The 25,891-nt window shown below is 59.6% G+C and carries 21 protein-coding genes and 2 tRNA genes; 4 read left to right on the top strand and 19 right to left on the bottom strand.

Going from position 1 to position 25,891, the window contains the following annotated elements; all coding sequences use genetic code 11:
• Window positions 1-48: 48 nt before the first annotated feature.
• The 7 genes from dnaB to rnr form a co-directional block, all read right to left on the bottom strand.
• A complete protein-coding gene (dnaB, locus tag JFU37_RS09935; RefSeq protein WP_201115130.1) occupies window positions 49-1,443 on the bottom strand; it encodes a replicative DNA helicase in 1,395 nt (464 codons plus the stop codon).
• Between the two features lie 108 nt (window positions 1,444-1,551).
• Window positions 1,552-1,998, bottom strand: coding sequence for a 50S ribosomal protein L9 (rplI, locus tag JFU37_RS09940; protein ID WP_003197251.1), 447 nt, complete (start codon window positions 1,996-1,998; stop codon window positions 1,552-1,554).
• A gap of 19 nt (window positions 1,999-2,017) precedes the next feature.
• The gene (locus JFU37_RS09945; RefSeq protein WP_201115131.1) at window positions 2,018-2,911 is read right to left on the bottom strand and encodes a hypothetical protein; all 894 of its coding nucleotides are present in this window, start codon (window positions 2,909-2,911) and stop codon (window positions 2,018-2,020) included.
• A 36-nt stretch (window positions 2,912-2,947) separates the two neighbouring features.
• Complete coding sequence (gene rpsR / locus JFU37_RS09950) at window positions 2,948-3,178, bottom strand: 30S ribosomal protein S18 (protein ID WP_002551829.1); 231 nt, start codon at window positions 3,176-3,178, stop codon at window positions 2,948-2,950.
• 28 nt (window positions 3,179-3,206) lie between these two features.
• Window positions 3,207-3,629 (bottom strand): 30S ribosomal protein S6, encoded by a 423-nt coding sequence (gene rpsF, locus JFU37_RS09955; protein ID WP_054595362.1) that lies wholly within the window; start codon window positions 3,627-3,629, stop codon window positions 3,207-3,209.
• A gap of 288 nt (window positions 3,630-3,917) precedes the next feature.
• Complete coding sequence (gene rlmB / locus JFU37_RS09960; RefSeq protein ID WP_201115132.1) at window positions 3,918-4,679, bottom strand: 23S rRNA (guanosine(2251)-2'-O)-methyltransferase RlmB; 762 nt, start codon at window positions 4,677-4,679, stop codon at window positions 3,918-3,920.
• Window positions 4,676-7,315: a ribonuclease R gene (gene rnr, locus JFU37_RS09965; protein ID WP_201115133.1), complete on the bottom strand. Its 2,640-nt coding sequence runs from the start codon at window positions 7,313-7,315 to the stop codon at window positions 4,676-4,678. Before rnr ends, rlmB begins: the two co-directional genes overlap by 4 nt.
• Before the next feature lie 225 nt (window positions 7,316-7,540).
• On the opposite strand from rnr, the gene JFU37_RS09970 reads away from it, so the two are divergent.
• From JFU37_RS09970 to JFU37_RS09985, 4 genes are all read left to right on the top strand, one after another.
• Window positions 7,541-7,627, top strand: a tRNA-Leu gene (locus JFU37_RS09970).
• Window positions 7,628-7,793: 166 nt separating this feature from the next.
• A tRNA-Leu gene (locus tag JFU37_RS09975) sits at window positions 7,794-7,880 on the top strand.
• Between the two features lie 282 nt (window positions 7,881-8,162).
• A complete protein-coding gene (locus tag JFU37_RS09980) occupies window positions 8,163-9,173 on the top strand; it encodes an iron ABC transporter substrate-binding protein (RefSeq protein WP_201115134.1) in 1,011 nt (336 codons plus the stop codon).
• The gene (locus JFU37_RS09985; RefSeq protein WP_201115135.1) at window positions 9,173-10,738 is read left to right on the top strand and encodes an ABC transporter permease; all 1,566 of its coding nucleotides are present in this window, start codon (window positions 9,173-9,175) and stop codon (window positions 10,736-10,738) included. The genes JFU37_RS09980 and JFU37_RS09985 overlap by 1 nt, the downstream gene beginning before the upstream one ends.
• A 97-nt stretch (window positions 10,739-10,835) precedes the next feature.
• Here JFU37_RS09985 and JFU37_RS09990 read toward each other — a convergent pair whose 3' ends face one another.
• The 12 genes from JFU37_RS09990 to JFU37_RS10045 form a co-directional block, all read right to left on the bottom strand.
• Window positions 10,836-12,770 (bottom strand): methyl-accepting chemotaxis protein, encoded by a 1,935-nt coding sequence (locus JFU37_RS09990; protein WP_201115136.1) that lies wholly within the window; start codon window positions 12,768-12,770, stop codon window positions 10,836-10,838.
• A 151-nt stretch (window positions 12,771-12,921) separates the two neighbouring features.
• Complete coding sequence (locus JFU37_RS09995) at window positions 12,922-14,214, bottom strand: adenylosuccinate synthase (protein ID WP_010464193.1); 1,293 nt, start codon at window positions 14,212-14,214, stop codon at window positions 12,922-12,924.
• Window positions 14,215-14,268: 54 nt separating this feature from the next.
• Entirely contained in the window at window positions 14,269-15,456 is a 1,188-nt protein-coding gene (locus tag JFU37_RS10000) for an ATP phosphoribosyltransferase regulatory subunit (protein WP_201115137.1), read from the bottom strand.
• Window positions 15,457-15,771: 315 nt separating this feature from the next.
• Window positions 15,772-16,641: a protease modulator HflC gene (gene hflC / locus JFU37_RS10005; protein WP_201115138.1), complete on the bottom strand. Its 870-nt coding sequence runs from the start codon at window positions 16,639-16,641 to the stop codon at window positions 15,772-15,774.
• The gene (gene hflK, locus JFU37_RS10010) at window positions 16,641-17,813 is read right to left on the bottom strand and encodes an FtsH protease activity modulator HflK (RefSeq protein WP_201115139.1); all 1,173 of its coding nucleotides are present in this window, start codon (window positions 17,811-17,813) and stop codon (window positions 16,641-16,643) included. The genes hflC and hflK overlap by 1 nt, the downstream gene beginning before the upstream one ends.
• 96 nt (window positions 17,814-17,909) lie before the next feature.
• Window positions 17,910-19,211 (bottom strand): ribosome rescue GTPase HflX, encoded by a 1,302-nt coding sequence (hflX, locus tag JFU37_RS10015; protein WP_201115140.1) that lies wholly within the window; start codon window positions 19,209-19,211, stop codon window positions 17,910-17,912.
• 12 nt (window positions 19,212-19,223) lie between these two features.
• Window positions 19,224-19,484: an RNA chaperone Hfq gene (hfq, locus tag JFU37_RS10020; protein ID WP_007902656.1), complete on the bottom strand. Its 261-nt coding sequence runs from the start codon at window positions 19,482-19,484 to the stop codon at window positions 19,224-19,226.
• A 94-nt stretch (window positions 19,485-19,578) separates the two neighbouring features.
• Window positions 19,579-20,550: a tRNA (adenosine(37)-N6)-dimethylallyltransferase MiaA gene (gene miaA / locus JFU37_RS10025; RefSeq protein ID WP_201115141.1), complete on the bottom strand. Its 972-nt coding sequence runs from the start codon at window positions 20,548-20,550 to the stop codon at window positions 19,579-19,581.
• A complete protein-coding gene (mutL, locus tag JFU37_RS10030; RefSeq protein WP_446739077.1) occupies window positions 20,550-22,460 on the bottom strand; it encodes a DNA mismatch repair endonuclease MutL in 1,911 nt (636 codons plus the stop codon). Before mutL ends, miaA begins: the two co-directional genes overlap by 1 nt.
• Window positions 22,457-23,884 (bottom strand): N-acetylmuramoyl-L-alanine amidase, encoded by a 1,428-nt coding sequence (locus JFU37_RS10035; RefSeq protein ID WP_274609932.1) that lies wholly within the window; start codon window positions 23,882-23,884, stop codon window positions 22,457-22,459. Before JFU37_RS10035 ends, mutL begins: the two co-directional genes overlap by 4 nt.
• A complete protein-coding gene (tsaE, locus tag JFU37_RS10040) occupies window positions 23,885-24,355 on the bottom strand; it encodes a tRNA (adenosine(37)-N6)-threonylcarbamoyltransferase complex ATPase subunit type 1 TsaE (protein WP_201115142.1) in 471 nt (156 codons plus the stop codon).
• The gene (locus JFU37_RS10045) at window positions 24,343-25,842 is read right to left on the bottom strand and encodes an NAD(P)H-hydrate dehydratase (protein WP_201115143.1); all 1,500 of its coding nucleotides are present in this window, start codon (window positions 25,840-25,842) and stop codon (window positions 24,343-24,345) included. The genes tsaE and JFU37_RS10045 overlap by 13 nt, the downstream gene beginning before the upstream one ends.
• Window positions 25,843-25,891: the final 49 nt, after the last annotated feature.

The following is a 25,891-nucleotide window of genomic DNA, read 5'->3' on the forward strand; positions in this document are numbered from 1 at the left end:
GCGGCGCCCTGACGTCCTTCGCGAGCAAGCTCGCTCCTACATCACAGGTTACTCGTCGTCGAAGTTGTAGCTACCCGGTGCCAGGTTTTCGAAGCGGGTGTACTTGCCGATGAACGCGAGTCGCGACGTACCGATCGGGCCGTTCCGTTGCTTGCCGATAATGATCTCGGCAATGCCTTTGTGCTCGGTTTCCGGGTGGTAAACCTCATCCCGGTACACGAACATGATGACGTCGGCATCCTGCTCGATCGCTCCGGATTCCCGGAGGTCGGAGTTGATCGGACGTTTGTTCGGTCGTTGCTCCAGGGAGCGGTTGAGCTGAGACAACGCTACCACCGGGCAGTTGAATTCCTTGGCCAGGGCTTTCAAGGAACGGGAGATCTCGGAAATTTCGTTGGTCCGATTGTCACCACCCGAACCCGGGATCTGCATCAATTGCAGGTAGTCGATCATGATCAGGGCCACATCACCGTGCTCACGCACCAGACGCCGGGTCCGCGCGCGCATCTCCGACGGGCTGATGCCGGCCGTATCGTCGATGAACAGCTTGCGGTCGTTGAGCAGGTTGACCGCCGAGGTCAAGCGCGGCCAATCGTCGTCGTCGAGGCGACCGGCCCGGACCTTGGTCTGGTCGATACGGCCGAGGGACGACAACATACGCATGATCAGCGATTCACCTGGCATTTCCAGCGAGTAGACCAGTACGCACTTGTCGCTACGCAACACGGCGTTTTCCACCAGGTTCATCGCAAAGGTGGTTTTACCCATCGATGGACGGCCGGCGACGATGATCAGGTCGGATGGCTGCAGGCCACTGGTCATTCCATCGAGGTCGGTGTAACCGGTGGACAGGCCGGTAATGGCGTTGTCGGTGTTGAACAAGGTGTCGATGCGGTCGATGGCCTTGGTCAACAGGTCATTCACGCTCACCGGGCCGCCGGTTTTTGGCCGGGCCTCGGCGATCTGGAAGATTTGCCGTTCGGCTTCGTCGAGAATCTCTTCAGCGGAGCGGCCTTCCGGGTTGAAGGCACTGTCGGCAATTTCGGAGGCAATGCCGATCAACTGCCGCAAGGTAGCCCGCGCGCGGACGATCTGGGCATAGGCCTTGATGTTGGCGACGGATGGCGTGTTTTTCGCCAGCTCACCGAGGTAACCAAGGCCGCCGACTTGCGAGGTCTGACCTTCCTTGTCCAATTGCTCGGCAAGGGTCACGACGTCGATAGGGGAGTTCTGGTCGGCGAGTTTGGCGATCGCACGGAAAATCAAACGGTGGTCATGCCGATAGAAATCGCCATCCGACACTTGATCCAACACGCGTTCCCAGGCGTTGTTGTCCAGCATCAAACCACCGAGCACAGCCTGTTCGGCCTCGATGGAATGCGGCGGCACCTTCAGGGCAGCGGTTTGCAGATCGTATTGCTCGGGTGCGGAGATATCGTTCATGGCCACTTGGAATTGGGGGATTCAGAAAGACAAAGGGCACGACCTGTAAACAGGATCGTGCCCGATGTTACCGGCAAGCACCCAAGGGTGCCAGCCGACAAGTACTACTTAAGCTGCTACCACGACAACGCGTACGGTGGCTTCAACTTCGGCGTGCAGGTGCACGGCTACGTCGAATTCGCCTACGTTGCGGATGGTGCCGTTCGGCAGACGAACTTCGCTTTTTGCAACTTCAACGCCAGAGGCGGTCAGTGCATCAGCGATGTCGTGAGTACCGATCGAACCGAACAGCTTGCCTTCGTCACCGGCGGTGGCAGTGATAGTCACTTCCAGCTCAGCCAGTTGGGCGGCACGGCTTTCAGCCGAAGTTTTACGGTCTGCTGCGGCTTTTTCCAGCTCAGCGCGACGCTCTTCGAACGCAGCCAGGTTGGCAGCGGTCGCAGCGGTAGCTTTGCCGTAAGGCAGCAGGTAGTTACGACCGTAACCAGCCTTAACGTTCACTTTGTCACCCAGGTTGCCCAGGTTGGTGACTTTTTCCAGAAGGATCAGTTGCATGTGAAAATCCTCTTAACTTTTAACCTTCACCGTTCGCGTTATCGGCGTCTTTCGGCGCCGAACGACCGCGAAAATCAATCAGGCTGTCGACGATGGCCAAGACCACCAGCAACGGATAGATCAGCTGCATAAACAGCAACAGCGTGACGTACAACCCCACCAGCCAGAACCTGGCCAGTCGCTTTTGCGCCACCAGCCCGTGAATCAGGGCCAGCCCGGCGAACACCAGCGGTACACTGCACAACGGCGTCAACATGGCCATCTGTGGACCGATGTTCGGCCCCAGAAGCATGAACGCCAGCAGCAACATCGCCAGCCCCAGCGGGAATCGGATGGCGCGAAACTCGCGACCAAAACCACCCGGGTTGTACAACAACGCCTGCCAGTAGCGCCCGACAATCAGGCTCAGCACACTGACGATTTGTAACAAGGCCGCAATCAGGCCGGTCAGGACCGGTGCAATCAGGGACGCAAAATGCGCTTGCTCATCTACCGATAACTTCTCGTAGACATCACCGAGAAGCGACGGCATGACTTTTATCAAAGCCTGCGCCAGCATCTCGATTTGGGGACCAAAAGACATCCCCAGCACCACTGAAAACACCACTCCCATCGCTATGCTGACCAGCAGCACGCGGTTCCAGGACTCGCTTGCGCGTAAAACCAACGCAAGGCTCCAAGACCCCAGCAGCACCAGAAGTGCGCGTGGGTCATCGGCGTAAAGCCACCAGATCAATGCCGGCAGCAGTCCCAGAGCAAGAACACCAAGGGCGTCCTTCAATCCGCGCCGCAGGAGCACCAGGCATCCAGCGGCAGCACCCAACCAATACAACAACGGCAACGTTACGCATCCAGCCACTACGAGAGTGGCCTGCATACGGCCTCGCATGATGAACTCAGCTATGGCGCGCATGCATTCAATCCTTTGCTACGTGTCGACTGCCCGGTCTCAGCGGCCGTGGCTGTCGGTGTAGGCCAGCAGGGCCAGGAAGCGGGCGCGCTTGATAGCGGTGGCCAGCTGACGCTGATAACGAGCTTTGGTACCGGTGATGCGGCTTGGAACGATTTTGCCGGTCTCGGATACGTAGGCTTTCAGAGTGTTGAGATCTTTGTAATCGATCTCTTTCACGTCTTCAGCGGTGAAGCGGCAGAATTTACGACGACGGAAGAAACGTGCCATGTAATAGGCTCCTCAAAAGGTCCGTGGATTACTCGTCAGCGTTATCGCTGTTGTCGCTGTCATCACTGTCAACGCTTTCAGCGCCTTCGTGCTCAGGACGGTCGCGACGCTCACGGCGCTCACTGCGGTTTTCTTCAGCCTTGAGCATCTCGGATTGGCCGGTAACGGCTTCTTCGCGACGGATGACCAGGTTACGGATCACTGCATCGTTGTAGCGGAAGTTGTCTTCCAGCTCGGCCAGGGCCTTGCCAGTGCACTCAACGTTCAGCATCACGTAGTGAGCCTTGTGAACATTGTTGATTGCGTAGGCCAGTTGACGACGGCCCCAATCTTCCAGACGGTGGATTTTGCCGCCGTCTTCTTCGATCAGCTTGGTGTAACGCTCTACCATGCCGCCGACTTGCTCGCTTTGATCCGGGTGGACCAAAAAGATGATTTCGTAATGACGCATGAATGCTCCTTACGGGTTGTAGCCTGCCGCTCAAAAGCGGTCAGACAAGGAGTGAATGACACTTATGGACTTGCTTGCGATAGACACATGCGTGCCTGCCGTCACAGCAAGGGGCGCAATTGTAGAGAAGGGACAGAGGAGGTGCAAGGCAATTGGTGATTATTTGAACAATCACCGATATTCCCCTACCCACAAAACACTGTAGGAGCTGCCGCAGGCTGCGATCTTTTGATTTTAAAAAATCAAAGTCAAAAGATCGCAGCCTGCGGCAGCTCCTACAGGGGAGAGTCAGGACTTTTTGGTGGCAGCTTTGACGCTGCGTTGGCGCTGGGCCTCAAACAGGCACACGCCGGTTGCCACTGATACGTTGAGGCTGCTGACGCTGCCCGCCATCGGCAGGTGCACCAGATAATCGCAAAGATCGCGAGTCAGGCGACGCATGCCGCTGCCTTCCGCGCCCATGATCAGGATGGTCGGGCCGGTCATGTCTTGCTGATACAGACTCTGCTCGGCTTCGCCCGCCGTACCGACGACCCACAAACCACGCTGTTTGAGTTTTTCGAGGGTTCGCGCCAGGTTGGTCACGGCGACCAACGGAATCACTTCCGCCGCGCCGCAGGCAACTTTACGCACCGTCGGGGTCAAGGTGGCTGACTTGTCCTTCGGAACGATCACCGCCAACGCACCTGCCGCATCGGCAGAACGCAGGCAAGCACCGAGGTTATGCGGATCGGTCACACCGTCGAGCACCAGCAGCAGCGGTGCGCCTTCAGTGCGATCGAGCAATTCGTCGAGCATTGCCTCACCCCAGACCTGGCTCGGACTCACGTCCGCCACCACGCCCTGGTGCACGCCCTCAACCCAGGCATCCAGCTCACGGCGCTCGGCCTGGCCGACAGCCACGCGATTTTCGGCCGCGAGCTGGATCAGCGTCTGAACCCGCGGATCACTGCGGCCTTCAGCCAGCCAGATCTGCTTGACGCGTTTCGGGTGGTGACGCAGCAATGCTTCTACCGCATGTACGCCGTAGATCTTTTCCAACTGACTCATGACTTGGCCTTAGGTTTACGCACTCCGCCGCTTTTGGCGGCCGGAGCAGAACCCGCTTTTGGCGGGCCTTTACGGTGTTTGCTCGGTTTGGCTGGCTTGCCGCCGGGGGCCTTGTCAGGCGCCGACCGTCCGGTCTTTCCCCCAGACGCCGCTTTACCGCCGCTTTTCGCTTCAGACAACAGCGCCTGCTTCATTTCACGGCTTTTGCGCAGCTCGGCATTTTTCGCCGCCGCATCGCTCGGGCGATAGGCCTCGACAGCCTTTTCCTTGGCAGGACGACGACCGGTTTTAGCCGGCGCCGGCTCTGCAGCTGTTTTTGCAGCCGAGGCAGCAGGTGCAGTGGTTTCAGTCCCGCGCTTCTTGCGGCCGATTGGCGCGCTGATGGTTTTTTCAGCCATCTCGAAGTCGATCTTGCGCTCGTCGAGGTCGACGCGCATCACGCGCACTTCAACGGTGTCGCCAAGGCGGAAGCTGCGACCGGTACGCTCACCGGCCAGGCGGTGGTGCACAGGATCGAAGTGGTAGTAATCGCCCGGCAGCGCAGTGACGTGCACCAAGCCTTCGACATAAATGTCTGTCAGCTCGACGAACAGGCCAAAACCGGTCACGGCGGTAATCACACCCGGGAACGACTCGCCCACGCGATCTTTCATGAACTCGCACTTGAGCCAGTTCACCACGTCGCGGGTCGCTTCGTCGGCACGGCGTTCGCTCATGGAGCATTGCTCGCCGAGTTGCTCCAGGGCCGCTTCGTCGTACGGATAGATCCGCGCTTTCGGAATGGTCATCGCGCCGGCACGGCGAACGTGCGGCGTGTCCTGCTTGGAGTGGATGACGCTGCGGATCGCCCGGTGCGTGAGCAAGTCCGGGTAGCGGCGGATCGGCGAGGTGAAGTGGGTATAGGCTTCGTAATTCAGGCCGAAGTGGCCCTGGTTATCGGCGCTGTACACCGCCTGACTCAACGAACGCAGCATGACGGTCTGGATCAGGTGGAAATCCGGGCGGTCCTTGATGCTCGCCAGCAGTGCCTGGTAATCCTTCGGCGACGGGCCGTCCTTGCCTTTGTGCAGAGACAGGCCGAGCTCGCCAAGGAAGGCGCGCAGTTTTTCCAGACGCTCCGGCGGCGGGCCATCGTGAACACGATACAACGCAGGGATTTCGTGCTTTTTCAGGAATTCAGCGGTGGCCACGTTGGCCGCCAGCATGCATTCCTCGATCAGCTTGTGCGCGTCGTTGCGCACGGTCGGACGGATTTCGGCAATCTTGCGCTCGGTCCCGAAGATGATCCGGGTTTCCTGCGTTTCGAAATCGATTGCGCCACGCACGTGACGAGCGGCCAGCAGCACTTTGTACAGTGCGTAAAGCTGCTTGAGGTGCGGCAGAACGTCGTTGTACTCGCCACGGAGCTGACGCGCCTCGGTGAGTTTCGGCGTTTCCAGCATGGCACTGACTTTGTTGTAGGTCAGGCGGGCGTGGGAGTGAATCACCGCTTCATAGAAGCAGTAGTCGGTCATCTCGCCCGATTTGGAGATGGTCATCTCGCAAACCATGGCCAAGCGATCGACGTGTGGATTCAGGGAGCACAGGCCGTTGGACAACTGCTCTGGCAGCATCGGCACGACGCGCTCAGGGAAGTACACCGAGTTGCCGCGAACCTGGGATTCGTTATCCAGCGCAGAACCGATTTTCACGTAGCTGGAGACGTCGGCAATCGCCACGTACAACTTCCAGCCACCGGAGAACAGGCGCAGCTTGCCCGGTTTGGCTTCGCAATAAACCGCGTCGTCGAAGTCGCGAGCGTCTTCGCCGTCGATGGTCACGAACGGCAGATGACGCAGGTCGATGCGCTTCTCTTTGTCTTTTTCTTCGACTTCCGGCTTGAGCTTGGCGGCTTCTTTCAGCACAGCCTCAGGCCAGACATGAGGAATATCGTAAGTGCGCAGGGCGACATCGATTTCCATGCCCGGCGCCATGTAGTTACCCACGACTTCAACCACATCGCCTTGCGGCTGGAAGCGTGGCGTCGGCCAGTGAGTGATCTTCACTTCGACGAATTGACCGATCTGCGCGTTGGCGTTGCGGCCCGGGGTGACCAGCACTTCTTGCTGGATCTTCGGGTTATCGGCAACCACGAAGCCGATACCGCCCTCTTCGAAGTAACGACCCACGATGCTCTCGTGAGCACGGGTTACCACTTCGACGATCATGCCTTCGCGGCGACCGCGACGGTCCAGGCCGGAAACACGGGCCAGGGCACGATCGCCATCGAACACCAGACGCATTTGCGCCGGGCTCATGAACAGGTCGTCACTGCCATCGTCCGGCACCAGGAAGCCGAAGCCGTCACGGTGACCGCTGATGCGACCCAGGATCAGGTCGAGCTTGTCCACCGGCGCATACGTGCCGCGACGGGTATAGATGAGTTGAGCATCGCGCTCCATGGCGCGCAGGCGGCGACGCAGGGCTTCGATCTGGTCTTCTGTGGTCAGACCAAATTCTTCAACCAGCTGCTCGCGGTTAGCAGGCGAACCTCGATCAGCAAGGTGCTGAAGGATCAGTTCGCGGCTAGGAATAGGGTTTTCATATTTTTCCGCTTCACGAGCGGCCTCGGGATCGAGGGACTGCCAATCGGCCATTAGAGAGTTTTCACCTTGTCTATATGCGGGTTAGTTTGGCATAGGCGTAATGAAACGGGAAATTTCAGGCTATGACAGCCCATCTAAAGCCCTTTATCGACAGCGCAAAGCTGAATTAAATGCCACTGGTAAAATTTTTCAGGTTTTTTCGATGTCAGGGGTTTACAGTTAAAAAGACGCTCCGTATAGTGCGCGCCATCGACGACGCAGACGCATGTCGATACTGCCCAGATGGTGAAATTGGTAGACACGCCAGCTTCAGGTGCTGGTGACCGCAAGGTCGTGGAAGTTCGAGTCTTCTTCTGGGCACCAATTTCGAGCTTGAGATTAGATCAATTTCAAGGCTCGCACAAAAACCCGCGAAAGCGGGTTTTTTGCATTCTAAGCTTCTGATTTATTAAAACTAAATCAGGGGTTTACAGATCAAAAAGCTCTCCGTATAGTGCGCCACATCAACAGCGGCAACGCTGAAGATTATGCCCAGATGGTGAAATTGGTAGACACGCCAGCTTCAGGTGCTGGTGACCGCAAGGTCGTGGAAGTTCGAGTCTTCTTCTGGGCACCAATTCAAATTCAAGGTCACGATCTTGAATTTCACAGAAACCCGCGAAAGCGGGTTTTTGCGTTTCTGGCGTTCGAGAATCCAATGCGAACTCTGTAGGAGCTGCCGAAGGCTGCGATCTTTTGATCTTTGGCGATTTCAATTCCACCAACAATCAAGATCAAAAGATCGCAGCCTTCGGCAGCTCCTACAGGGCCATGCACACCGCCGCAAGGCGCACATGAGAAACAATATCGTTTATCATTGTTGCAAGTTTTTGCAATGCGACAGTGAGGAACCCTGCGAATGATGTTTCGAAATACCCTGCGCCGCGGCCTGACCATCACCCTGCTCGGCCTGGCACTCGCCACTCCCCTCACCCAGGCCGCCGACTCCGTTTCCCTGACACTCTATAACGGCCAACACAAGGAAGTCGGCGACGCCATCGCCAAGGCTTTCGAAGCCAAGACCGGCATTCACGTCAACGTGCGCAAGGGCAGCAGCAACCAGCTCGCCAGCCAGGTTGTCGAAGAAGGCGATCGCTCCCCTGCCGATGTGATCTACACCGAAGAGTCGCCACCGCTGAACAAACTCGGCGAACAAGGCCTGCTGGCCCAGACTGATGCCGCCACCCTAGCCGTTCTGCCCAAAGACTATGTCGCTGGCAATGGCACCTGGATCGGCATTACCGCCCGGGTCCGCGTCGTCGCCTACAACCCTGAACTGATCGATGAAAAAGACCTGCCCAAGTCGGTGATGGAATTCTCCGACCCGAAATGGCAAGGCAAGGTCGGCTTCGTGCCTAGCAGCGGCGCGTTCCAGGAACAGGCCGTGGCGATCATCAAAGTGCATGGCATGGACGCCGCCGAAGAATGGCTGACCGGCCTGCGCGCGTTCGGCAAGACGTACAGCAACAACATGGTGGCGCTGAAGGCGGTCGAAAATGGCGAAGTCGCCACGGTACTGGTGAACAACTACTACTGGTTCGCCTTGCAGCGTGAGAAAGGCCAGCTCGATTCGAAACTGCATTACTTCACGGGCGGCGACGTCGGCGGGCTGATCACTGTTTCCAGCGCCGCCGTGCTGAAATCCAGCAAGCACCCCAAAGAAGCCCAGCAATTCCTCGCGTACATGGCGAGCGAAGAAGGCCAACGCGTGATCACCCAGACCACTGCCGAATACCCGCTGCATAAAGGCATGGCGTCGGATCGCGGTCTCAAGCCGTTCAGCGAGCTTGAAGCGCCGAACGTCACGCCAGCCGACCTCGGCAATGCGGAACAAGCCTTGGACCTGGAACGTGACGTTGGCTTGAATTGATGAGTGCATCGTTATCCGCCCCCGCCGCGCACGAGGGCTACGTGCCACGGCGTAAGCGGCCCTCGATCTGGCTGCTGCTGCCGGTTGTGCTGCTGGTGTTTCTCAGCCTGTTGCCGCTGGCGTATGTCGGACTCAAGACCTGGCAGGCTGGCTGGGCCGAGGCACTGCATCTACTGTGGCGGCCTTATGTGTTCGGGCTGTTGCGCAATACCTTGGCACTGATGGTCGGCGTGACACTGGCCTGCGGCGTGATCGGCCTGTCGCTGGCCTGGTTGCTGGAGCGCAGCAATCTGCCAGGGCGGCGCTTGTGGGGCGTGATCCTGTGCTTACCGTTCGCGGTGCCAGCGTTTGTCAGCAGTTTTACCTGGGTCTCGCTGAGCGCTCACTTCGAAGGTTTGGGCGGGGCGATCCTGGTGATGACCCTGTCCAAATATCCGCTGATCTTTCTGCCGGTGGCGGCGACACTGCGCAATCTCGATCCGTCCCTTGAAGAGTCCGCCCGAACCCTCGGGCAGAATCGCTGGGGCGTATTTTTCAGGATTACCCTACCGCTGCTCTGGCCGTCACTGCTTGCCGGCTCGCTGCTGATTGCGCTGCATATGCTGGTGGAATTCGGCGCCCTGTCGATCATCGGCCTGCAAACCTTCACCACAGCGATCTATCAGCAGTTCGAGCTGGAATTCAGCAACGCCAACGCAGCCATGCTTTCTGCAGTGTTGCTGGCTCTGTGCCTGATGCTGCTGTGGCTTGAGTTACGGGTTCGCGGCAAGGGTCGACATGTTCGTACCGGCCAGGGTGCAGCGCGCCATGCAGAACAAGTCAGGCTGGGGCCTTGGGCGGCCGCCGGGCAATTTTATTGCCTGGCACTGGCGATCGTCGGCAGCGGCATTCCCCTGGGGATGTTGGCGTACTGGTTGGCGGTGGGCTCGTCGGCTGCGTTTCCGGTGGCTGCGATCAGCGAGGCGCTGCTGTCGTCTCTGGCGCTTTCTCTCGGCGGGGCAGCCTTGTGCCTGGTGCTGGCCGTGCCGGTGGGGTTGCTGGTGGTGCGTTACAAAGGCCCATTGGCGATGTGGGCCGAGCGCTTGCCATATCTGCTGCATGCACTGCCAGGCCTGGTGATTGCGCTGACCCTGGTGTATTTCGCCCTGCACTATGTGCCGGCGCTGTACCAGACGTCGGCGTTGCTGCTGATCGCCTATGCGTTACTGTTTCTGCCGCTGGCTCAGGCGCCGATTCGCACCGCGCTGAACAAGGCTGCGCCGCAGCTGGAAGAAGCGGCTCGCACATTGGGGGCGTCGTCCTTCAGCGCATTTTGCCGGGTGACCTTACCGATTATTTTCCCGGCGCTGGGCGCAGCATTTGCGCTGGTGTTTCTGGATGCGATGAAGGAACTGACGGCGACGCTCTTGCTGAGCCCGACCGGGCTCAATACGCTGGCGACGGAGGTTTGGGCGCATACCGCGAATGTGGAATTTGCGGCGGCGGCGCCCTATGCGGCGTTGTTGATTTTGGTGTCGGGGTTGCCGGTTTATTTGCTAACGACGCGGATGTATTTGGGCCGCTGATAAAGCGAAAGATCGCAGCCTGCGGCAGCTCCTACAGGGAAATGTATATTCCTGTGTAGGAGCTGCCGCAGGCTGCGATCTTTTGATCTTTAGGAAATCAGGCCCTGAACTGCCCCAGGCTCGCCTTCAACTGCGCCGCCAAGCCATCCAGCACCTTGCCGCTGGCCGTGGTTTCCACCACCGCCTGAGCTGCCTTCTCAGCCTGTACATGAATCGTCTCAACCCGACCCCGCACCGCTTGCGCGCCTTGTGCCTGATGCGCCGCTGCCTGAGTCGCCAGGCCAATCGCCGCATGCACTTGCTCAACCGATGCCTGCACCGACTGCTGCAACCGCGCGCTGTCACGCAGCACCAGCAAACCTTCGCTGGCCTGACGTCCGGCCTGACCAATCGCTGCCACCGCCTCACGTGCGCCTTGCTGCAAGGCAACGATGTGCGCCTGAATATCGCCAGTAGAGCTTTGCGTCTTGCTCGCCAACGCCCGCACTTCGTCAGCCACCACCGCAAATCCGCGCCCTGTCTCACCGGCACGCGCCGCTTCGATGGCCGCGTTCAGCGCCAGCAAGTTGGTTTGCTCGGCGATCCCGTGAATCACCGTCAGCACTACTTCAATCTGTTCACTCTGCTGCGCCAGTCGCTCGATGACTTTCGCCCCGGTATCAACCTGCCCGGCCAGCGCTTCGATCAGGCTGCCGACTTTCGCCGAGGTCCGGGTGTTTTCATCGGTGGCCGAACGAATGTCCACCACCTGCTTCAATGCCGCCTGCATGGCGTTGCTTTCTGACTGAGCATCATCAGCCATCTGCGACAAGGCACGCAGGCTCTCGGCCACTTCATCGCGCTGCATGCCCGCCGCCTTGTCGGCCCCGGCGTTGCGCAGGGTCATGGCACCAATCTCCACACCGGTACGCTGAGCCACATCGCCAGCCTCACGCACGATCGGCTGCAACTTATCCACAAAGCGATTGACCGCCGAGGCCATGTCGCCGATTTCATCTTTGCTGTTGATCTGCACACGCTTGGTCAGGTCGCCCTCGCCTGCCGCCAGGTCATCCATCGCGGCAATCAGCATTTTCAGGCGATTGACAACACGACGCCCCAACACCACGGCCAGCAACAGCAACACGCCGCAACCGACCAGCGCCAGGCCCATACCGATGCGCCAGCGCAACGTGGCCGCCGCTTCCTGCACGGTACTGGTCGTGTTGGCTTTCATGTCAGCGGCGGTGGATTGTGCCGATTGCAGACGCGCGCGCATCGCCGTGGCGCTGTCAGCGGCCGCGCCTTTGAGGCTGTCGCCGACCAGTTGATCACTGCTGGCGATCAACGCCGAGAAGCGCTTGTCGAGGGCCGCCAGATCGGTTTCCACCGAGGCGGTCGAGACGCCCATCAGGACCTTGCCAATCTCCACGCCATTGGGGTTGATCGAGGCTTCGATATAGAAGACCGATGGGTCGTTCTTCGCCGCATCCAGCACTTTGTCCAGCGCTCGCTCGCCCTGCCCTTTTTCCAAAAGCGCCTTGTTGATCGGATTGTCCCGATTGAGGTAGCGCGTCAGGTGCTGGCCCGTGGCGTCGTCATAGACCACGAACAATACGTTGGGATTGCGCTGAGCCCGGCGGGCGAATTCGGAAAGGGTTGGAACGTCGCTGTCCCACATGGCGCGGGGTGCGACCGAGGCCAGAAGTTGCGCCATATCATTGGCGGAATCTTTCAGGTCTTTTTCCAGCGTTGTACGCAACTGCGCCTGCTCCTCCTCCAACCGCGAGGACAAACCGGTCGTGAGCCGCTGCCGAGTGCTGGTGGAAAGACTATCGAGGCTCGACGTGACTTCGCGTCCCGCCTGCTCAAGCTCGCCAGAGAGTTTTTGACTGTCCGCACCCAGGCGCACACCGAGATCGGCTTCCAGTGCAGTCACTGTGCTCCGGGTCAGAGCAACAGCCACCAGCACCTGCACCAAAAGGGCGATACCAAGGGTAACGAACACAGGCCGCAACAAACGGCTTTGTAACAGGGAGAGAACGGCCGACACTTAAAATCCCTCTGCATTGACGCCATTAAATTGATGGCTCGCCAGGAAGCGATGCTCTTAATGAAGAACACAGCAAGGGTCGTGCCGTCCAACAGGCATAAACGACAAAGGGCCCGATTAAGGGCCCTTTGTGTTTTACATCAATGACTTATTAAGCGAACGGGTGACGCAAAACGATGGTTTCGTTGCGGTCCGGGCCCGTCGAAATAATGTCAATCGGCGCACCGACCAACTCTTCGACGCGTTTGATGTAGTTGCGAGCCGCTTGCGGCAGCTCTTCCAGGGTCTTGGCACCGACGGTGGATTCGGTCCAGCCTGGCATCTCTTCGTACACCGGCTCCAGGCCGATGTAGCTGTCGGCGTCAGTCGGTGCGTCGATCACTGCGCCGTCCTGGTTCTTGTAGCCAACACAGATGTTGATGGTTTCCAGACCGTCCAATACGTCCAGCTTGGTCAGGCACAGGCCCGAGATGCTGTTGACGTCGATAGCGCGACGCAGGATGACGGCATCGAACCAGCCGCAACGACGGGCGCGACCGGTAGTAGCACCGAATTCGTGGCCACGCTTGGCCAGGAACGCGCCCACATCGTCGAACAGCTCAGTCGGGAACGGACCCGACCCAACGCGAGTGGTATAGGCCTTGGTGATGCCGAGGATGTAATCCAGGTACATCGGACCAAAACCCGAACCGGTGGCGATGCCGCCCGCGGTGGTGTTGGAGCTGGTGACGTACGGGTAGGTACCGTGGTCGATGTCCAGCAGGGAGCCTTGGGCGCCTTCGAACATGATGTCTTTGCCAGCGCGACGCAGCTCGTGCAGCTCAGCGGTGACGTCAAGCATCATCGGCTTCAGCAGCTCGGCGTATTCCATGCACTCATCAAGTGTCTTCTGAAAGTCGATCGCTGGTTCTTTGTAGTAATTGACCAGTACGAAGTTGTGGTAATCCAGCAGCTCGCCCAGCTTGGCGGCGAAACGCTCACGATGGAACAGGTCACCGATGCGCAGACCGCGACGCGCAACCTTGTCTTCGTACGCCGGGCCGATGCCACGACCGGTAGTACCGATCTTCAGCTCGCCACGGGCCTTTTCACGGGCCTGGTCCAGCGCTACGTGGTAGGACAGGATCAGCGGGCAGGAAGGGCTGATACGCAGGCGCTCACGCACCGGCACGCCTTTCTCTTCCAGCTTGATGATTTCCCGCAGCAGAGCGTCGGGTGCAACCACCACGCCGTTGCCGATCAGGCACTGCACGCCTTCGCGCAGCACGCCCGACGGAATCAGGTGCAAGACGGTTTTTTCGCCGTCGATCACCAGGGTGTGGCCAGCGTTGTGGCCACCCTGGTAGCGCACTACGGCGGCAGCATGTTCGGTCAGCAGATCAACGATCTTGCCTTTGCCCTCATCACCCCATTGGGTGCCCAGGACTACGACATTCTTACCCATAACACTTGTCCTCATTCGCGCAAACTTGGTGCCGGCAGCCGCCGGCGGGAAAACTCAAGAAGCCAGCGGCAATATTTGCCAAAGCCCGTTCTGCTGAATCAATTGCCGGTCGCAGTCCGCTTCACGGGCGGCGGCCAAAGGTTGCCCAGGCAAAGCCTGAACGACACGCTGACCCTCACTGCGCAACTGGCAAACCTGCTGCCAGAGTGCCGCATCCGTACTGTCAGGCATCCAGATACCGCCAGACGGTAGCTCGATCTCAGCACGCCCCAGGGTCACCAGGGTTTTCAAATCGGTAGAGAAACCAGTTGCCGGACGTGCACGACCGAAGTCCGCACCAATGTCGTCGTAACGACCGCCCTGAGCAATCGACTGACCAACACCCGGGACGAACACGGCGAACACCACACCGGTGTGGTAGTGGTAGCCGCGCAACTCGCCCAGATCGAAGTAAAGCGGTAACTCCGGGAAACGCACGGACAGACGTTCGGCAATCGCCAGCAAGTCGTCCAGAGCCGCCAGAACCGGCGCCGGCGCATTCGCCAGTCGCTCGCGTGCAGCGCGCAATACTTCGCGGCCGCCACACAAATCGACCAACGCCCGCAGCATGCCCGACAGATCGGCAGGCAAGCCCTCGGTCAGGGTAATGACCTCGTCGATGGCCTTGCGTTGCAACGCATCGAACAATTGTTGTTCAACTTCACCGGACAAACCGGCAGCGCGGGCCAGCCCACGGTAGATACCGACATGACCGAGGTCCATGTGCACGTCCGGCACATCGGCCAGCTGCAGCATGGCCAGCATCAGGCTGATGACTTCCACGTCGCTGCTCGGGCTGGCATCGCCGTACAACTCGGCACCCAGTTGAATCGGGCTGCGCGAGGACGACAAGGCACGCGGCTGCGCATGCAGCACGCTACCGGCATAGCACAGACGGCTCGGGCCTTCGCGACGCAGGGTGTGCGCATCAATGCGCGCCACTTGCGGCGTGATGTCGGCACGGAAACCCATCTGCCGACCCGATTGCGGGTCAATAACCTTGAAGGTACGCAGATCGAGGTCCGAGCCCGCGCCGGTCAGCAGGGATTCCAGGTACTCGATATGGGGAGTCACGACAAACTCGTAACCCCAGCTCTGGAACAGATCCAACACCTGACGACGCGCTACTTCAATGCGCGCCGCTTCTGGTGGCAGTACTTCTTCGATGCCATCTGGCAGCAGCCAGCGGTCTACCGTTGCCATTACGCCATTCCCCTATGATCCGGGCGGCAAGCCTGTGGGCGAGCCTTGAGTGAAGCAGAAAATGATCGGTCCATGTGCATAAACCACGCGCATGAACGACGGGGCGAAAAGCCTGAAACCGGCTTCGCCAACCACTTTCCTCGAAAAACCTGTCGAGCTATTCAACTCGATGTCTTGCAACAACAGCAATCAAACGTGCAGACGCAAAAAAGCCGGGAATTTCCCGGCTGCCGCATCATACACACGTTTTCCCAAAGGATCACCCCGCCCGAGGTTTTAGCCGCCAGGCGGGGGATGATTCAGGTCAACGCCGTATCAAGGTTTGGCTTTTTCCAGGTAATGGAAGAAGTCGCTGCTTGGGTCCAGGACCATGACGTCGGATTTGTTCGCGAAGCTTTCACGGTAGGCACGCAGGCTACGGTAGAAACTGTAGAACTCCTGGTCCTGGCCGTAGGCCTTGGAGTAGATCGCAGCTGCCTGGGCATCACCATCACCGCGAACTTCTTCGGATTCACGATAGGCTTCAGCCAGCAGCACGCGGCGTTGACGATCGGCGTCGGCACGGATGCCTTCTGCCAGCTCGTTACCCTTGGCGCGATGCTCGCGAGCTTCACGCTCACGCTCTGAACTCATGCGCTCGAACACGCTGCGGTTCACTTCTTTCGGCAGGTCGATAGCCTTGACCCGAACATCGACCACTTCAATGCCCAGCTCTTTTTCCGCCATCTTGTTCAGCGACGCAGTGATATCGGTCATCAGCGCATCACGCTCACCGGAAACCACTTCGTGCAACGTGCGCTTACCGAACTGGTCACGCAGGCCCGATTCCAGACGGCGGGAAAGGCGCTCGTCAGCAATCTGCTTGAGGCCGGACGTCGCGGTGTAGAAGCGCTCGGCATCTTTCACGCGCCACTTGGCGTAGGCATCAACCATGACAGCTTTCTTTTCCAGCGTCAGGAAGCGTTGTGTCGGTGCATCCAGCGTCATCAGGCGTGCGTCGAATTTACGCACCTGGTTCACGTAAGGCACTTTCACATGCAGACCCGGCTGAACATCAGCCTGGACCACGCGACCGAACTGCAGCAACACCGCTCGCTCGGTCTGAGCCACGATGTAGAAGCAGTTCCAGGCAGCGATTGCCACGACGACGCCGACAATAAGGGCGATCAGCGATTTATTGCTCATCAGCGACTCTCCCTGGTACGTGCTTGCTGTTGCTGCAGGTCAGCTGCCGTACGTACATTCGCTTCATTGCCGGTGGCTGCCGCGCCGGTCACCGGAGTGCTGGTGCTGCGACCACTTTCGACCATCTTGTCCAGCGGCAAATAGAGCAGATTGCTCTGGCCATTCTTGTTGCCGGTCACGAGAACCTTGCTGGTATTGCTGAAGACTTCCTGCATGGTGTCCAGGTACAGACGCTGACGGGTAACCTCAGGCGCCTTGCGGTACTCGGCAACCAGTTTGGTGAAGCGATCAGCCTCACCCTTGGCGCGCGAGACGGTTTCGTCACGGTAACCATTGGCATCTTCAAGGATGCGCTGGGCCTGACCACGGGCTTCCGGCACGACGCCGTTAGCGTAGGTTTCAGCCTGGTTGCGCGAACGCTGCTCGTCTTCACGGGCGCGGATCACGTCATCGAAGGCTTCCTGTACTTCACGCGGTGCGGCTGCGCTCTGCACGTTGACCTGAGTGACCGTGATACCCGTGCGATAGGTATCCATGAAGCGTTGCAGACGCTCCTTGATTTCACTGGCCATCAATTCACGACCTTCGGTCAGCACCTGATCCATCGCGGTGGAACCCACTACATGGCGCAGAGCACTTTCGGTCGCGTGCTGCAGGCTGATTTCCGGCTGATCAACGCTCAGCACGAAGTCCTGCAGGTTGCTGATCTTGTACTGCACGGTCAGCGGCACTTCGACGATGTTCTCGTCTTCAGTCAGCATTTGACCCTGCTTGGTGTAGGCACGCTCACGCGTGACGTTTTCCAGGTACTTGCGGTCGATCGGCGGGAAATAAATGTTCAAACCCGGGCCGACGGTTTCGTAGTACTTGCCGAAGCGCAGCACCACGGCTTGCTCCTGCTCGTCGACCACGTAGACCGCGCTGTACAGCCACACGGCCGCTAACACGACCAGGCCGATGCCGAGCAGGCCACCAAAGCCGCCACTCCTGCCCGGACCACCGCCGTCATCACCGCGTTTCTTACCACCACCGAACAACCCGTTCAGGCTTTCCTGCAGCTTTCGGAAGGCCTCGTCGAGATCCGGTGGTCCCTTGCGGTCGCCGTTATTGCGGCGTTTGCCACCCCAAGGATCCTGATTATTCGAGTTGCCACCCGGCTCATTCCAAGCCATAGCGCTCTCCATCTGATAAAGCAAAGACGCACCCACGGCGCGCCGACCAATGCTACAGAATGCCTGTCACCACGGCACAACCGCTTTCTCAGGCTTTTATTGCAAAGTGTGTTGCTCGATGAATTCCGTCGGCACAACGCCTTCACGGCTGACCAGTCGATTGAGCTCCGAGCGCGGCAATCGAACGGCCAGCAAGCTGACACCTTCTTCGTCGTGTTCTTCTTTCTGTACCGCGCCCAGTTCAAAAAACTGTGCACGCAGTCGCGCAAAACGCTGAGGCAAGCGCAAGGTACCCACAAACAATTCACTGCCGAGCAACTCGGCAATGGCTTGCTCAAGCAATTCCAGACCACTGCCATCACGCGCCGACAGCCACACCCGTTGGGGCTTGCCGTTTTCGTCACGCTGGATTTGTGGCTCAACGCCTTCAAGCAAATCGAGTTTGTTATAGACCTCGAGGATCGGCAAGTCCTGGGCTCCGATCTCGCCCAGCACCACCATCACCTGCTCGATCTGCAACATGCGATCCGGTTCGGCCGCATCGATCACGTGCAACAGCAGGTCTGAGTTGCTCGACTCTTCGAGCGTAGACCGAAATGCCTCGACCAATTTGTGGGGCAAGTGGCGTATGAAACCCACAGTGTCGGCCAGGACAATCGGCCCCAGGTCGTCCAGTTCCAGACGGCGCAAGGTTGGGTCCAGCGTTGCAAACAACTGGTCAGCCGCGTACACGTCGGACTTCGTCACATTATTGAAGAGCGTGGATTTGCCGGCGTTGGTATACCCCACCAGGGATACGGTAGGAATATCCGCTCGCGAACGGCCGCGTCGCGACTGTTCGCGCTGACTGCGCACTTTTTCCAGCCGGCCCTTGATCTGTCGCAGGCGAACCCGCAGCAAACGGCGGTCGGTTTCCAGCTGGGTTTCACCCGGGCCACGCATACCGATACCGCCACCCTGACGTTCAAGGTGAGTCCAGCCACGAACCAGCCGGGTGCTCATGTGGTCAAGCTGGGCCAGTTCTACCTGGAGCTTGCCTTCATGGGTACGGGCGCGTTGGGCGAAAATATCCAGAATCAGACCGGTACGGTCGATCACGCGACACTCGAAAACACGTTCGAGGTTACGTTCCTGACTGGGCGTGAGGATGTGATTGAAGATGACCAGATCTGCCTTTTCGGCATGGACCAGGTCGCGTAGCTCCTCGACCTTGCCGCTGCCAATCAGGTATTTGGCGGTTGGCCGATGACGCGGCACGTTAAAAAACGCAACGGTCTCGGCGCCAGCCGAATTAGCCAACTCCTGAAACTCCTGCGGATCTTCGCGCGCCTCAGGGTCCTGTCCATCCAAGTGAACGAGGATCACTCGCTCACCACCACCGTGGCGCTCAAAGAACAAAGGAGACTCCTATCAGGCGTTACCTGGCTCAGCGTCACCAGCTTCGGATTCGGTTGCGCTAGGCAGACGAATTGGACGAACCGGCACCACTGTAGAGATAGCGTGTTTGTAAACCATCTGGCTGACGGTGTTCTTCAGCAGGATAACGAACTGGTCGAAAGATTCGATCGTACCTTGCAGTTTGATCCCGTTGACCAGATAGATGGACACCCCAACTTTCTCTTTACGTAAAGTATTCAAGTAAGGGTCTTGTAGCGAATGCCCTTTTGACATGTGCCGCACTCCTTTAAGGATTCAATATAAAAAAATAGGTAAACAGATGGCTTTGGCCGCCCCACCCCCAAGGATAGACGGCAATTGCAAGGACTCACCTCAATATGGAGATGGCCCCCAGGTATTTCAAGGCGCGCGGCAGATTGTCGCAATCCAGGCTGTCCAGCCAGTGTAAATCAGCCCAACTGCGCAGCCAGGTGAACTGGCGCTTTGCCAATTGGCGCGTGGCAATAATTCCACGCTCCTGCATCTCGGCTGACGTCAGCTTGCCATCCAGGTAGTCCCAGACTTGTCGGTAGCCTACCGCACGTATCGACGGCAACCCGGAATGCAGGTCACTTCGCTTACGCAGGGCTACGACCTCGTCGATGAATCCCTGTTCCAACATTAATGTGAATCTTTGTTTAATTCGGTCATGCAATACCTGACGATTTGCCGGAGCAATAGCCAAGTTCGCGACAGTATAGGGCAATTGTTGCAGTCCCGAAGCGGCTGCTTCAGTACTTTGCGCAGATTGTTGCAAGCGTAGCGCGGTCATGCTCTGACCGCTGACGCGATAAACTTCCAGTGCTCGACTAAGTCGCTGGGGATCGTTCGGATGAATGCGTGCCGCCGATACCGGATCGATTGCCGCCAATTGCTCATGCAGGGCTTGCCAGCCAAGGCGTGCAGCCTCTTCTTCAATCTGCGCACGAACCTCTGGATCAGCGGCCGGCATGTCCGCCAGACCTTCGACCAAAGCCTTGTAATAGAGCATTGTACCGCCCACCAACAGCGGAATTTTTCCCCGTGCGGTGATATCGGCCATGGCTTCGAGCGCGTCACGGCGGAAATCCGCGGCCGAATAGCTCTCTGCCGGGTCGAGGATATCGATCAGACGGTGCGGAAATTCGGCCAGAATGTCTTTTGAAGGTTTGGCGGTACCGATGTCCATGCCACGGTAAACCAGCGCCGAATCGACGCTGATCAACTCGCAAGGCAGGACTTTGGTGAGCTCGATGGCCAAGTCGGTCTTGCCCGCTGCGGTCGGGCCCATCAGGAAAATCGCAGGTGGGAGCTGGCTCATCAACGACCGCGCAGGAACAGTTTGTCCAGATCGTCCAGGCCCAGTTGGGTCCAGGTCGGTCGGCCATGGTTACATTGTCCGCTGCGCTCGGTGTTTTCCATGTCGCGCAACAGGCCGTTCATTTCTGGCAGAGCCAGGCGTCGATTCGCCCGAATCGCGCCGTGACAGGCCATCGTGCCGAGCAGTTCGTTCAGGTGAGCCTGAATCCGGTCACTCGTGCCGTACTCCATCAGGTCCGCGAGCACATCACCCACCAGTCGATTGGCTTCAGCCTGCTTGAGCAATGCCGGAATCTGCCGGATGGCCAGGGTTTCCGGGCCCAGGCGCTGCAATTCGAAGCCCAGACGCTGGAACCAGGCGACGTGCTCCTCGGCGCAATCGGCTTCACGCTGACTGACCGCCAGGGACTCCGGCACCAACAGTGGCTGGCCGCTCAGACCTTCGCTGGCCATGGCAATCTTCAGGCGTTCGTACATGATCCGCTCGTGAGCGGCGTGCATGTCCACCAACACCAGACCCTGGGCATTTTCCGAAAGAATGTAGATGCCCTTGAGTTGCGCCAGCGCATAACCCAGCGGCGGAATGTCGTCCTGCCCGGCCGGCAGAGCGACGGCGTTGGCTTCGGGCAACGGCGCAAAAAACTCACGATAGGCAGCCTGGGCTTCAGCCACCGGCACGCCTGACTGAGGCCGTGGCGTGTATTGATACTGATAACCGGCGCCAGCGCCCGAGCCCGCCGTCGTATTGAACGACGGTTGTGCCTGCGGCTGCTCCAGCAACGTATTGGCGGCCAGGCGCATTTCGCCCTGAGGACCGAATTCGCCAGCATCGATGCCGCTCGGTCGAACAATGGCCGTCGCGACGGGCGCCGCCAAATGGTCTTCCGGCCGCACATCGCCCAAGGCGCGGTGCAAGGTGCCATAGAGGAAATCGTGAACCATGCGACCGTCACGGAAGCGAACTTCGTGCTTGGTCGGGTGCACGTTGACGTCGACCCCGGCCGGGTCGACTTCGAAGAACAGCACAAACGTCGGATGCCGGCCATTGAACAGCACGTCGCGATAAGCCTGGCGCACCGCGTGGGCCACCAGTTTGTCGCGCACGGCTCGGCCGTTCACAAAGAAATACTGCAAGTCCGCCTGGCTGCGGTTAAACGTCGGCAAGCCAACCCAGCCCCACAAATGCAGACCATTACGTTCAATTTCGATCGGCAGCGCCTGCTCGAGGAACCCCGAACCACAAATCGCTGCCACTCGCCGGGCACGGGCTGCGTCATCGTGAGCCTCGTGCAGGCTGAGGATCGTTTTGCCGTTGTGGCGCAGATGGAACGCCACGTCGAAGCGGGCCAGCGCCAGGCGCTTGATCACTTCTTGCAGGTGATCGAATTCGGTTTTTTCGGTCTTGAGGAATTTGCGCCGCGCCGGGGTGTTGAAGAACAGGTCACGGACTTCCACCGAAGTGCCCACCGGATGGGCTGCCGGCTGCACGCGCGGCGCCATGTCCCGGCCTTCAGTCTCGACCTGCCAGGCCTGATCGGCATCGCGGGTCCGGGACGTCAGGGTCAGGCGAGCAACCGAACTGATCGACGCCAGTGCTTCACCGCGAAACCCCAGGCTCATGACCTGCTCGAGGTCTTCCAGGTTGCGAATCTTGCTGGTGGCGTGACGCGCCAGGGCCAGCGGCAGGTCATCGGCGGAAATGCCACTGCCGTCGTCGCGCACCCGCAGCAGCTTGACACCGCCCTGCTCCACGTCGACATCGATGCGCCGGGCGCCGGAGTCCAGGCTGTTTTCCAGCAGCTCCTTGATAACCGAAGCCGGGCGCTCAACCACTTCGCCGGCGGCAATCTGGTTCGCCAGTCGCGGGCTGAGCAGCTCGATACGAGACGTGTTGGTCAGCACCTGGCTCATTGTTTGGCCGCCAGCTCAGCGCCGGGAATGGTCAGCGTCTGACCGATTTTCAGCTCATCGCTTGTCAGGTTGTTGGCGCTGCGCAAGGTGGCTGGGGACACCTGATAACGCACGGCGATCATCGCCAGGGTCTCGCCCGGGCTTACGCGATGGTCACGCGGGCCCTGGGCGATCTTGCCGGAATCACGCAGCCAGGCAATGTAGGTGCCTGGCGGCGGATTCTGCTGGAAGAACTGGCGAACACCGGCGCTGATCGAACGTGCCAGCGCCTGCTGGTGGCTCGCCGCCGACAGTTTCGAGGCTTCGTTGGAGTTGGAGATGAAGCCGGTTTCCACCAGGATCGACGGAATGTCCGGCGATTTCAGCACCATGAACCCGGCCTGCTCCACCCGTTGTTTGTGCAACGGCGTGACCCGGCTGATGTTGCTCAAGACCTTTTGGCCAACGTCCAGGCTCGAAGTCAGGGAAGCGGTCATCGACAGGTCGAGCAGCACGCCGGCCAGCATGCGGTCCTTGTCGTCGAGGCTGACGCTGCCAGCACCACCGATCAAGTCGGAACGGTTTTCGCTGTCGGCCAGCCAACGGGCGGTTTCCGAGGTGGCGCCGCGATCGGACAAAGCGAACACCGACGCACCGAAGGCTGCCGCAGACGGCGCGGCGTCGGCATGGATCGAGACGAACAGGTCTGCGCCTTTCTTGCGGGCGATTTCAGTACGGCCACGCAGCGGGATGAAGTAGTCGCCGGTGCGGGTCAGTTCGGCGCGGTAGCCTTTCATGCCGCTGACCTGGCGCTGCAACTCACGGGCGATGGCCAAAACCACGTCTTTCTCATGCTGGCCGCGAGAGCCCGAGGCGCCCGGGTCTTCGCCGCCGTGGCCGGCGTCGATCACCACAATGATGTCGCGCTTGCCGGCCGGTGCAGGCGGCAGCTTGACCGCTGGCTCTACCGGGGTGACCGGCACCGGGGCCACCGTCGCGACGTTGGTCGGCGGCGGGATAGGCGCGGCGTCGGCGGCGTTATCGAACAGATCGACCACCAGGCGATTGCCGTACTGGGCGTTCGGCGCCAAGGTAAAACTCTTCGGTGTGACGGCTTTTTTCAGGTCGATGACTACCCGCAGGTCAGTCGGCGTGCGCTGAGCCGAGCGCATCGCCGTGATCGGGGTATTCGAGGTATTGACGTTCAACGGCGCACCCAGGGTCGCGCCGTTGATGTCGATAACCAACCGATCCGGGGCGGTCAGGGTGAAGACGCTGTGCTGGACAGGCCCGGTCAGGTCAAACACCAGCCGTGTGTTGTCCGGCGCCCGCCACAGGCGAACACTGTTGACCTTTGTCTCGGCCACAGCGTCGACGGTCACCGCCAGAAACAACACCCCTACGGCAGCAACCAACGCGCGAAAGCGCATACCTAACCCCATCATTTATTTGGATTCCAATGCCAAAGCGGCACACCACGACTCGCCACGCGAGCCTTGGGGCAAAATTTTCAGCGAACGCCCGCTGTCATGCGGGCTAATGGTAATGGTCAGGTCGGGCTTTGGCAAAAAGCCTGCACCCTTACGGGGCCATTCGATCAGGCACAGCGCGTCGTCTTCGAAGTAGTCGCGGATACCGAGGTACTCCAGCTCTTCAGGATCGACCAACCGATAAAGATCGAAATGGAAGGCCCGGATGCTGCCGATCTCGTAAGGCTCGACCAGCGTAAAGGTCGGGCTTTTGACCGCGCCCACATGACCCAGGCCGCGGATGATGCCTCGGGAAAGCGTGGTTTTCCCCGCCCCCAGGTCCCCTTCGAGAAAAATCAGACCGTGCCCTTCGGTTGTTTGTGCGATGCGTGCGCCAAATGCAGTCATCGCCTCTTCATCAGCCAGGTACAGGGTTACTTCAGACACGGTGCTTGCTCCTCCAACAACTGACGAATGGCTGGGATCAGATCACTGGCCGCCAGCCCACGGCCCGATTTACCTTCTTGTGCGCCCGCATTGGCGTGCAACCAGACCGCCAGGCAAGCCGCGTCGAACGCGTCCATGCCTTGGGCCAGCAAAGCGCCGACCAGACCGGCCAGCACATCGCCCAATCCGGCGGTGGCCATGGCCGGGTGCCCCTGATGACACAACGCCAGGCGCCCATCGGGGCTGGCGATCAAGCTGCCGGCACCTTTCAATACCACTACCGCTGTATATTTTTTGCTCAATGCATGCGCTGCCGCAGGACGATCAGCCTGAACGTCGGCGGTACTCATACCGAGCAATCGCGCCGCTTCGCCTGGATGCGGGGTCATCACGCAATCCTTGGGCAGGCTCACCTGTTCTTCGGCCAGCATATTCAGCGCATCGGCGTCCCAGACTTGCGGCAGTGGCGCATTGGCCGCCGCCGACAACAGACTGCGCCCCCAGGCAGCCTGCCCCAAGCCTGGACCGACCACCAGTACAGAAACCTTTTGAAGCAGTCCCATCAATTGATTGGCCGAAGACGTTCCCAACACCATGGCCTCGGGAATTCTGGCCAGCGCGGCAGGAACATGTTCGCTGCGGGTGGCCACGGACACCATGCCCGCACCACTGCGCAGCGCACTTTGCGCACTCAGCAGGATCGCGCCGCCGAAGCCGTGATCACCGCCGATCAGCAATACATGACCGAACTTGCCTTTATGTGACGTGGGCGCCCGAGGGGCAAGTCGCGCAAGATTGCCAACCGTCAGTCGGCGAGCGCTGATGGCCGCACCGTCAAGCACCTGCGGATCAGCGTGCAGGTCATTGAAAACCAGTTCACCAACCACGTCCGCCGCATCACCGGTGAACAGCCCCAGCTTCAAACCGATGAAGGTGACGCTCAAGTCGGCGCGCACCGCAGCGCCCAGGATACGACCGGTATCGGCACACAGCCCGGAAGGGATGTCCACCGCCGCAACCGGCAACCCACAGCCGTTGATCGCGGCAATGGCGTTGGCGTATGGCGCTCGCACCGCTCCCGTCAGACCGGTGCCGAGCAAGGCATCCAGCACAACGCCACGCAACTCGGATTGAGCGGTCCAGGCCTCGATGGAGACTTTTTCGGACACGGCCTCGGCGTGCGCCAACGCCGCGTCGCCCTGCAAACGTTGGGGTTCCCCAACCGCCAGCACCCGAACCGTCCAGCCGGCCCGCTGGGCCAGCACCGCCACCAGATAACCGTCACCGGCATTGTTGCCGTGGCCGGTCAGCACACTCAATTCCTGCGCCGTTGGCCACTGACGGACCAACGCACGCCAGGTTGCTCGTGCTGCGCGGTGCATCAATTCGAAGCCCGGCGTGCCAGCCGCGATCAGGCTCGCATCCAGCCCTCGGACTTGCGCGGCGCTGTACAGCGCGTCGGGTAAATCATCTTTAGTGTGCGGCATGCGTCTTCGGGCTCCGATGTCTGGCAGAATTATACGCATCTCAGCTCCG

Source organism: Pseudomonas sp. TH41, assembly GCF_016650695.1.
In the GTDB taxonomy this organism is placed as follows: domain Bacteria; phylum Pseudomonadota; class Gammaproteobacteria; order Pseudomonadales; family Pseudomonadaceae; genus Aquipseudomonas.

Excerpts from the sequence above, each read along its gene's own strand:
- dnaB (WP_201115130.1), bottom strand. The coding sequence starts at position 1,443 with ATGAACGATATCTCCGCACCCGAGCAATACGATCTGCAAACCGCTGCC.
- rplI (WP_003197251.1), bottom strand. The coding sequence starts at position 1,998 with ATGCAACTGATCCTTCTGGAAAAAGTCACCAACCTGGGCAACCTGGGT.
- JFU37_RS09945 (WP_201115131.1), bottom strand. The coding sequence starts at position 2,911 with ATGCGCGCCATAGCTGAGTTCATCATGCGAGGCCGTATGCAGGCCACT.
- rpsR (WP_002551829.1), bottom strand. The coding sequence starts at position 3,178 with ATGGCACGTTTCTTCCGTCGTCGTAAATTCTGCCGCTTCACCGCTGAA.
- rpsF (WP_054595362.1), bottom strand. The coding sequence starts at position 3,629 with ATGCGTCATTACGAAATCATCTTTTTGGTCCACCCGGATCAAAGCGAG.
- rlmB (WP_201115132.1), bottom strand. The coding sequence starts at position 4,679 with ATGAGTCAGTTGGAAAAGATCTACGGCGTACATGCGGTAGAAGCATTG.
- rnr (WP_201115133.1), bottom strand. The coding sequence starts at position 7,315 with ATGGCCGATTGGCAGTCCCTCGATCCCGAGGCCGCTCGTGAAGCGGAA.
- JFU37_RS09980 (WP_201115134.1), top strand. The coding sequence starts at position 8,163 with ATGATGTTTCGAAATACCCTGCGCCGCGGCCTGACCATCACCCTGCTC.
- JFU37_RS09985 (WP_201115135.1), top strand. The coding sequence starts at position 9,173 with ATGAGTGCATCGTTATCCGCCCCCGCCGCGCACGAGGGCTACGTGCCA.
- JFU37_RS09995 (WP_010464193.1), bottom strand. The coding sequence starts at position 14,214 with ATGGGTAAGAATGTCGTAGTCCTGGGCACCCAATGGGGTGATGAGGGC.
- JFU37_RS10000 (WP_201115137.1), bottom strand. The coding sequence starts at position 15,456 with ATGGCAACGGTAGACCGCTGGCTGCTGCCAGATGGCATCGAAGAAGTA.
- hflC (WP_201115138.1), bottom strand. The coding sequence starts at position 16,641 with ATGAGCAATAAATCGCTGATCGCCCTTATTGTCGGCGTCGTCGTGGCA.
- hflK (WP_201115139.1), bottom strand. The coding sequence starts at position 17,813 with ATGGCTTGGAATGAGCCGGGTGGCAACTCGAATAATCAGGATCCTTGG.
- hfq (WP_007902656.1), bottom strand. The coding sequence starts at position 19,484 with ATGTCAAAAGGGCATTCGCTACAAGACCCTTACTTGAATACTTTACGT.
- miaA (WP_201115141.1), bottom strand. The coding sequence starts at position 20,550 with ATGAGCCAGCTCCCACCTGCGATTTTCCTGATGGGCCCGACCGCAGCG.
- mutL (WP_446739077.1), bottom strand. The coding sequence starts at position 22,460 with ATGAGCCAGGTGCTGACCAACACGTCTCGTATCGAGCTGCTCAGCCCG.
- JFU37_RS10035 (WP_274609932.1), bottom strand. The coding sequence starts at position 23,884 with ATGATGGGGTTAGGTATGCGCTTTCGCGCGTTGGTTGCTGCCGTAGGG.
- JFU37_RS10045 (WP_201115143.1), bottom strand. The coding sequence starts at position 25,842 with ATGCCGCACACTAAAGATGATTTACCCGACGCGCTGTACAGCGCCGCG.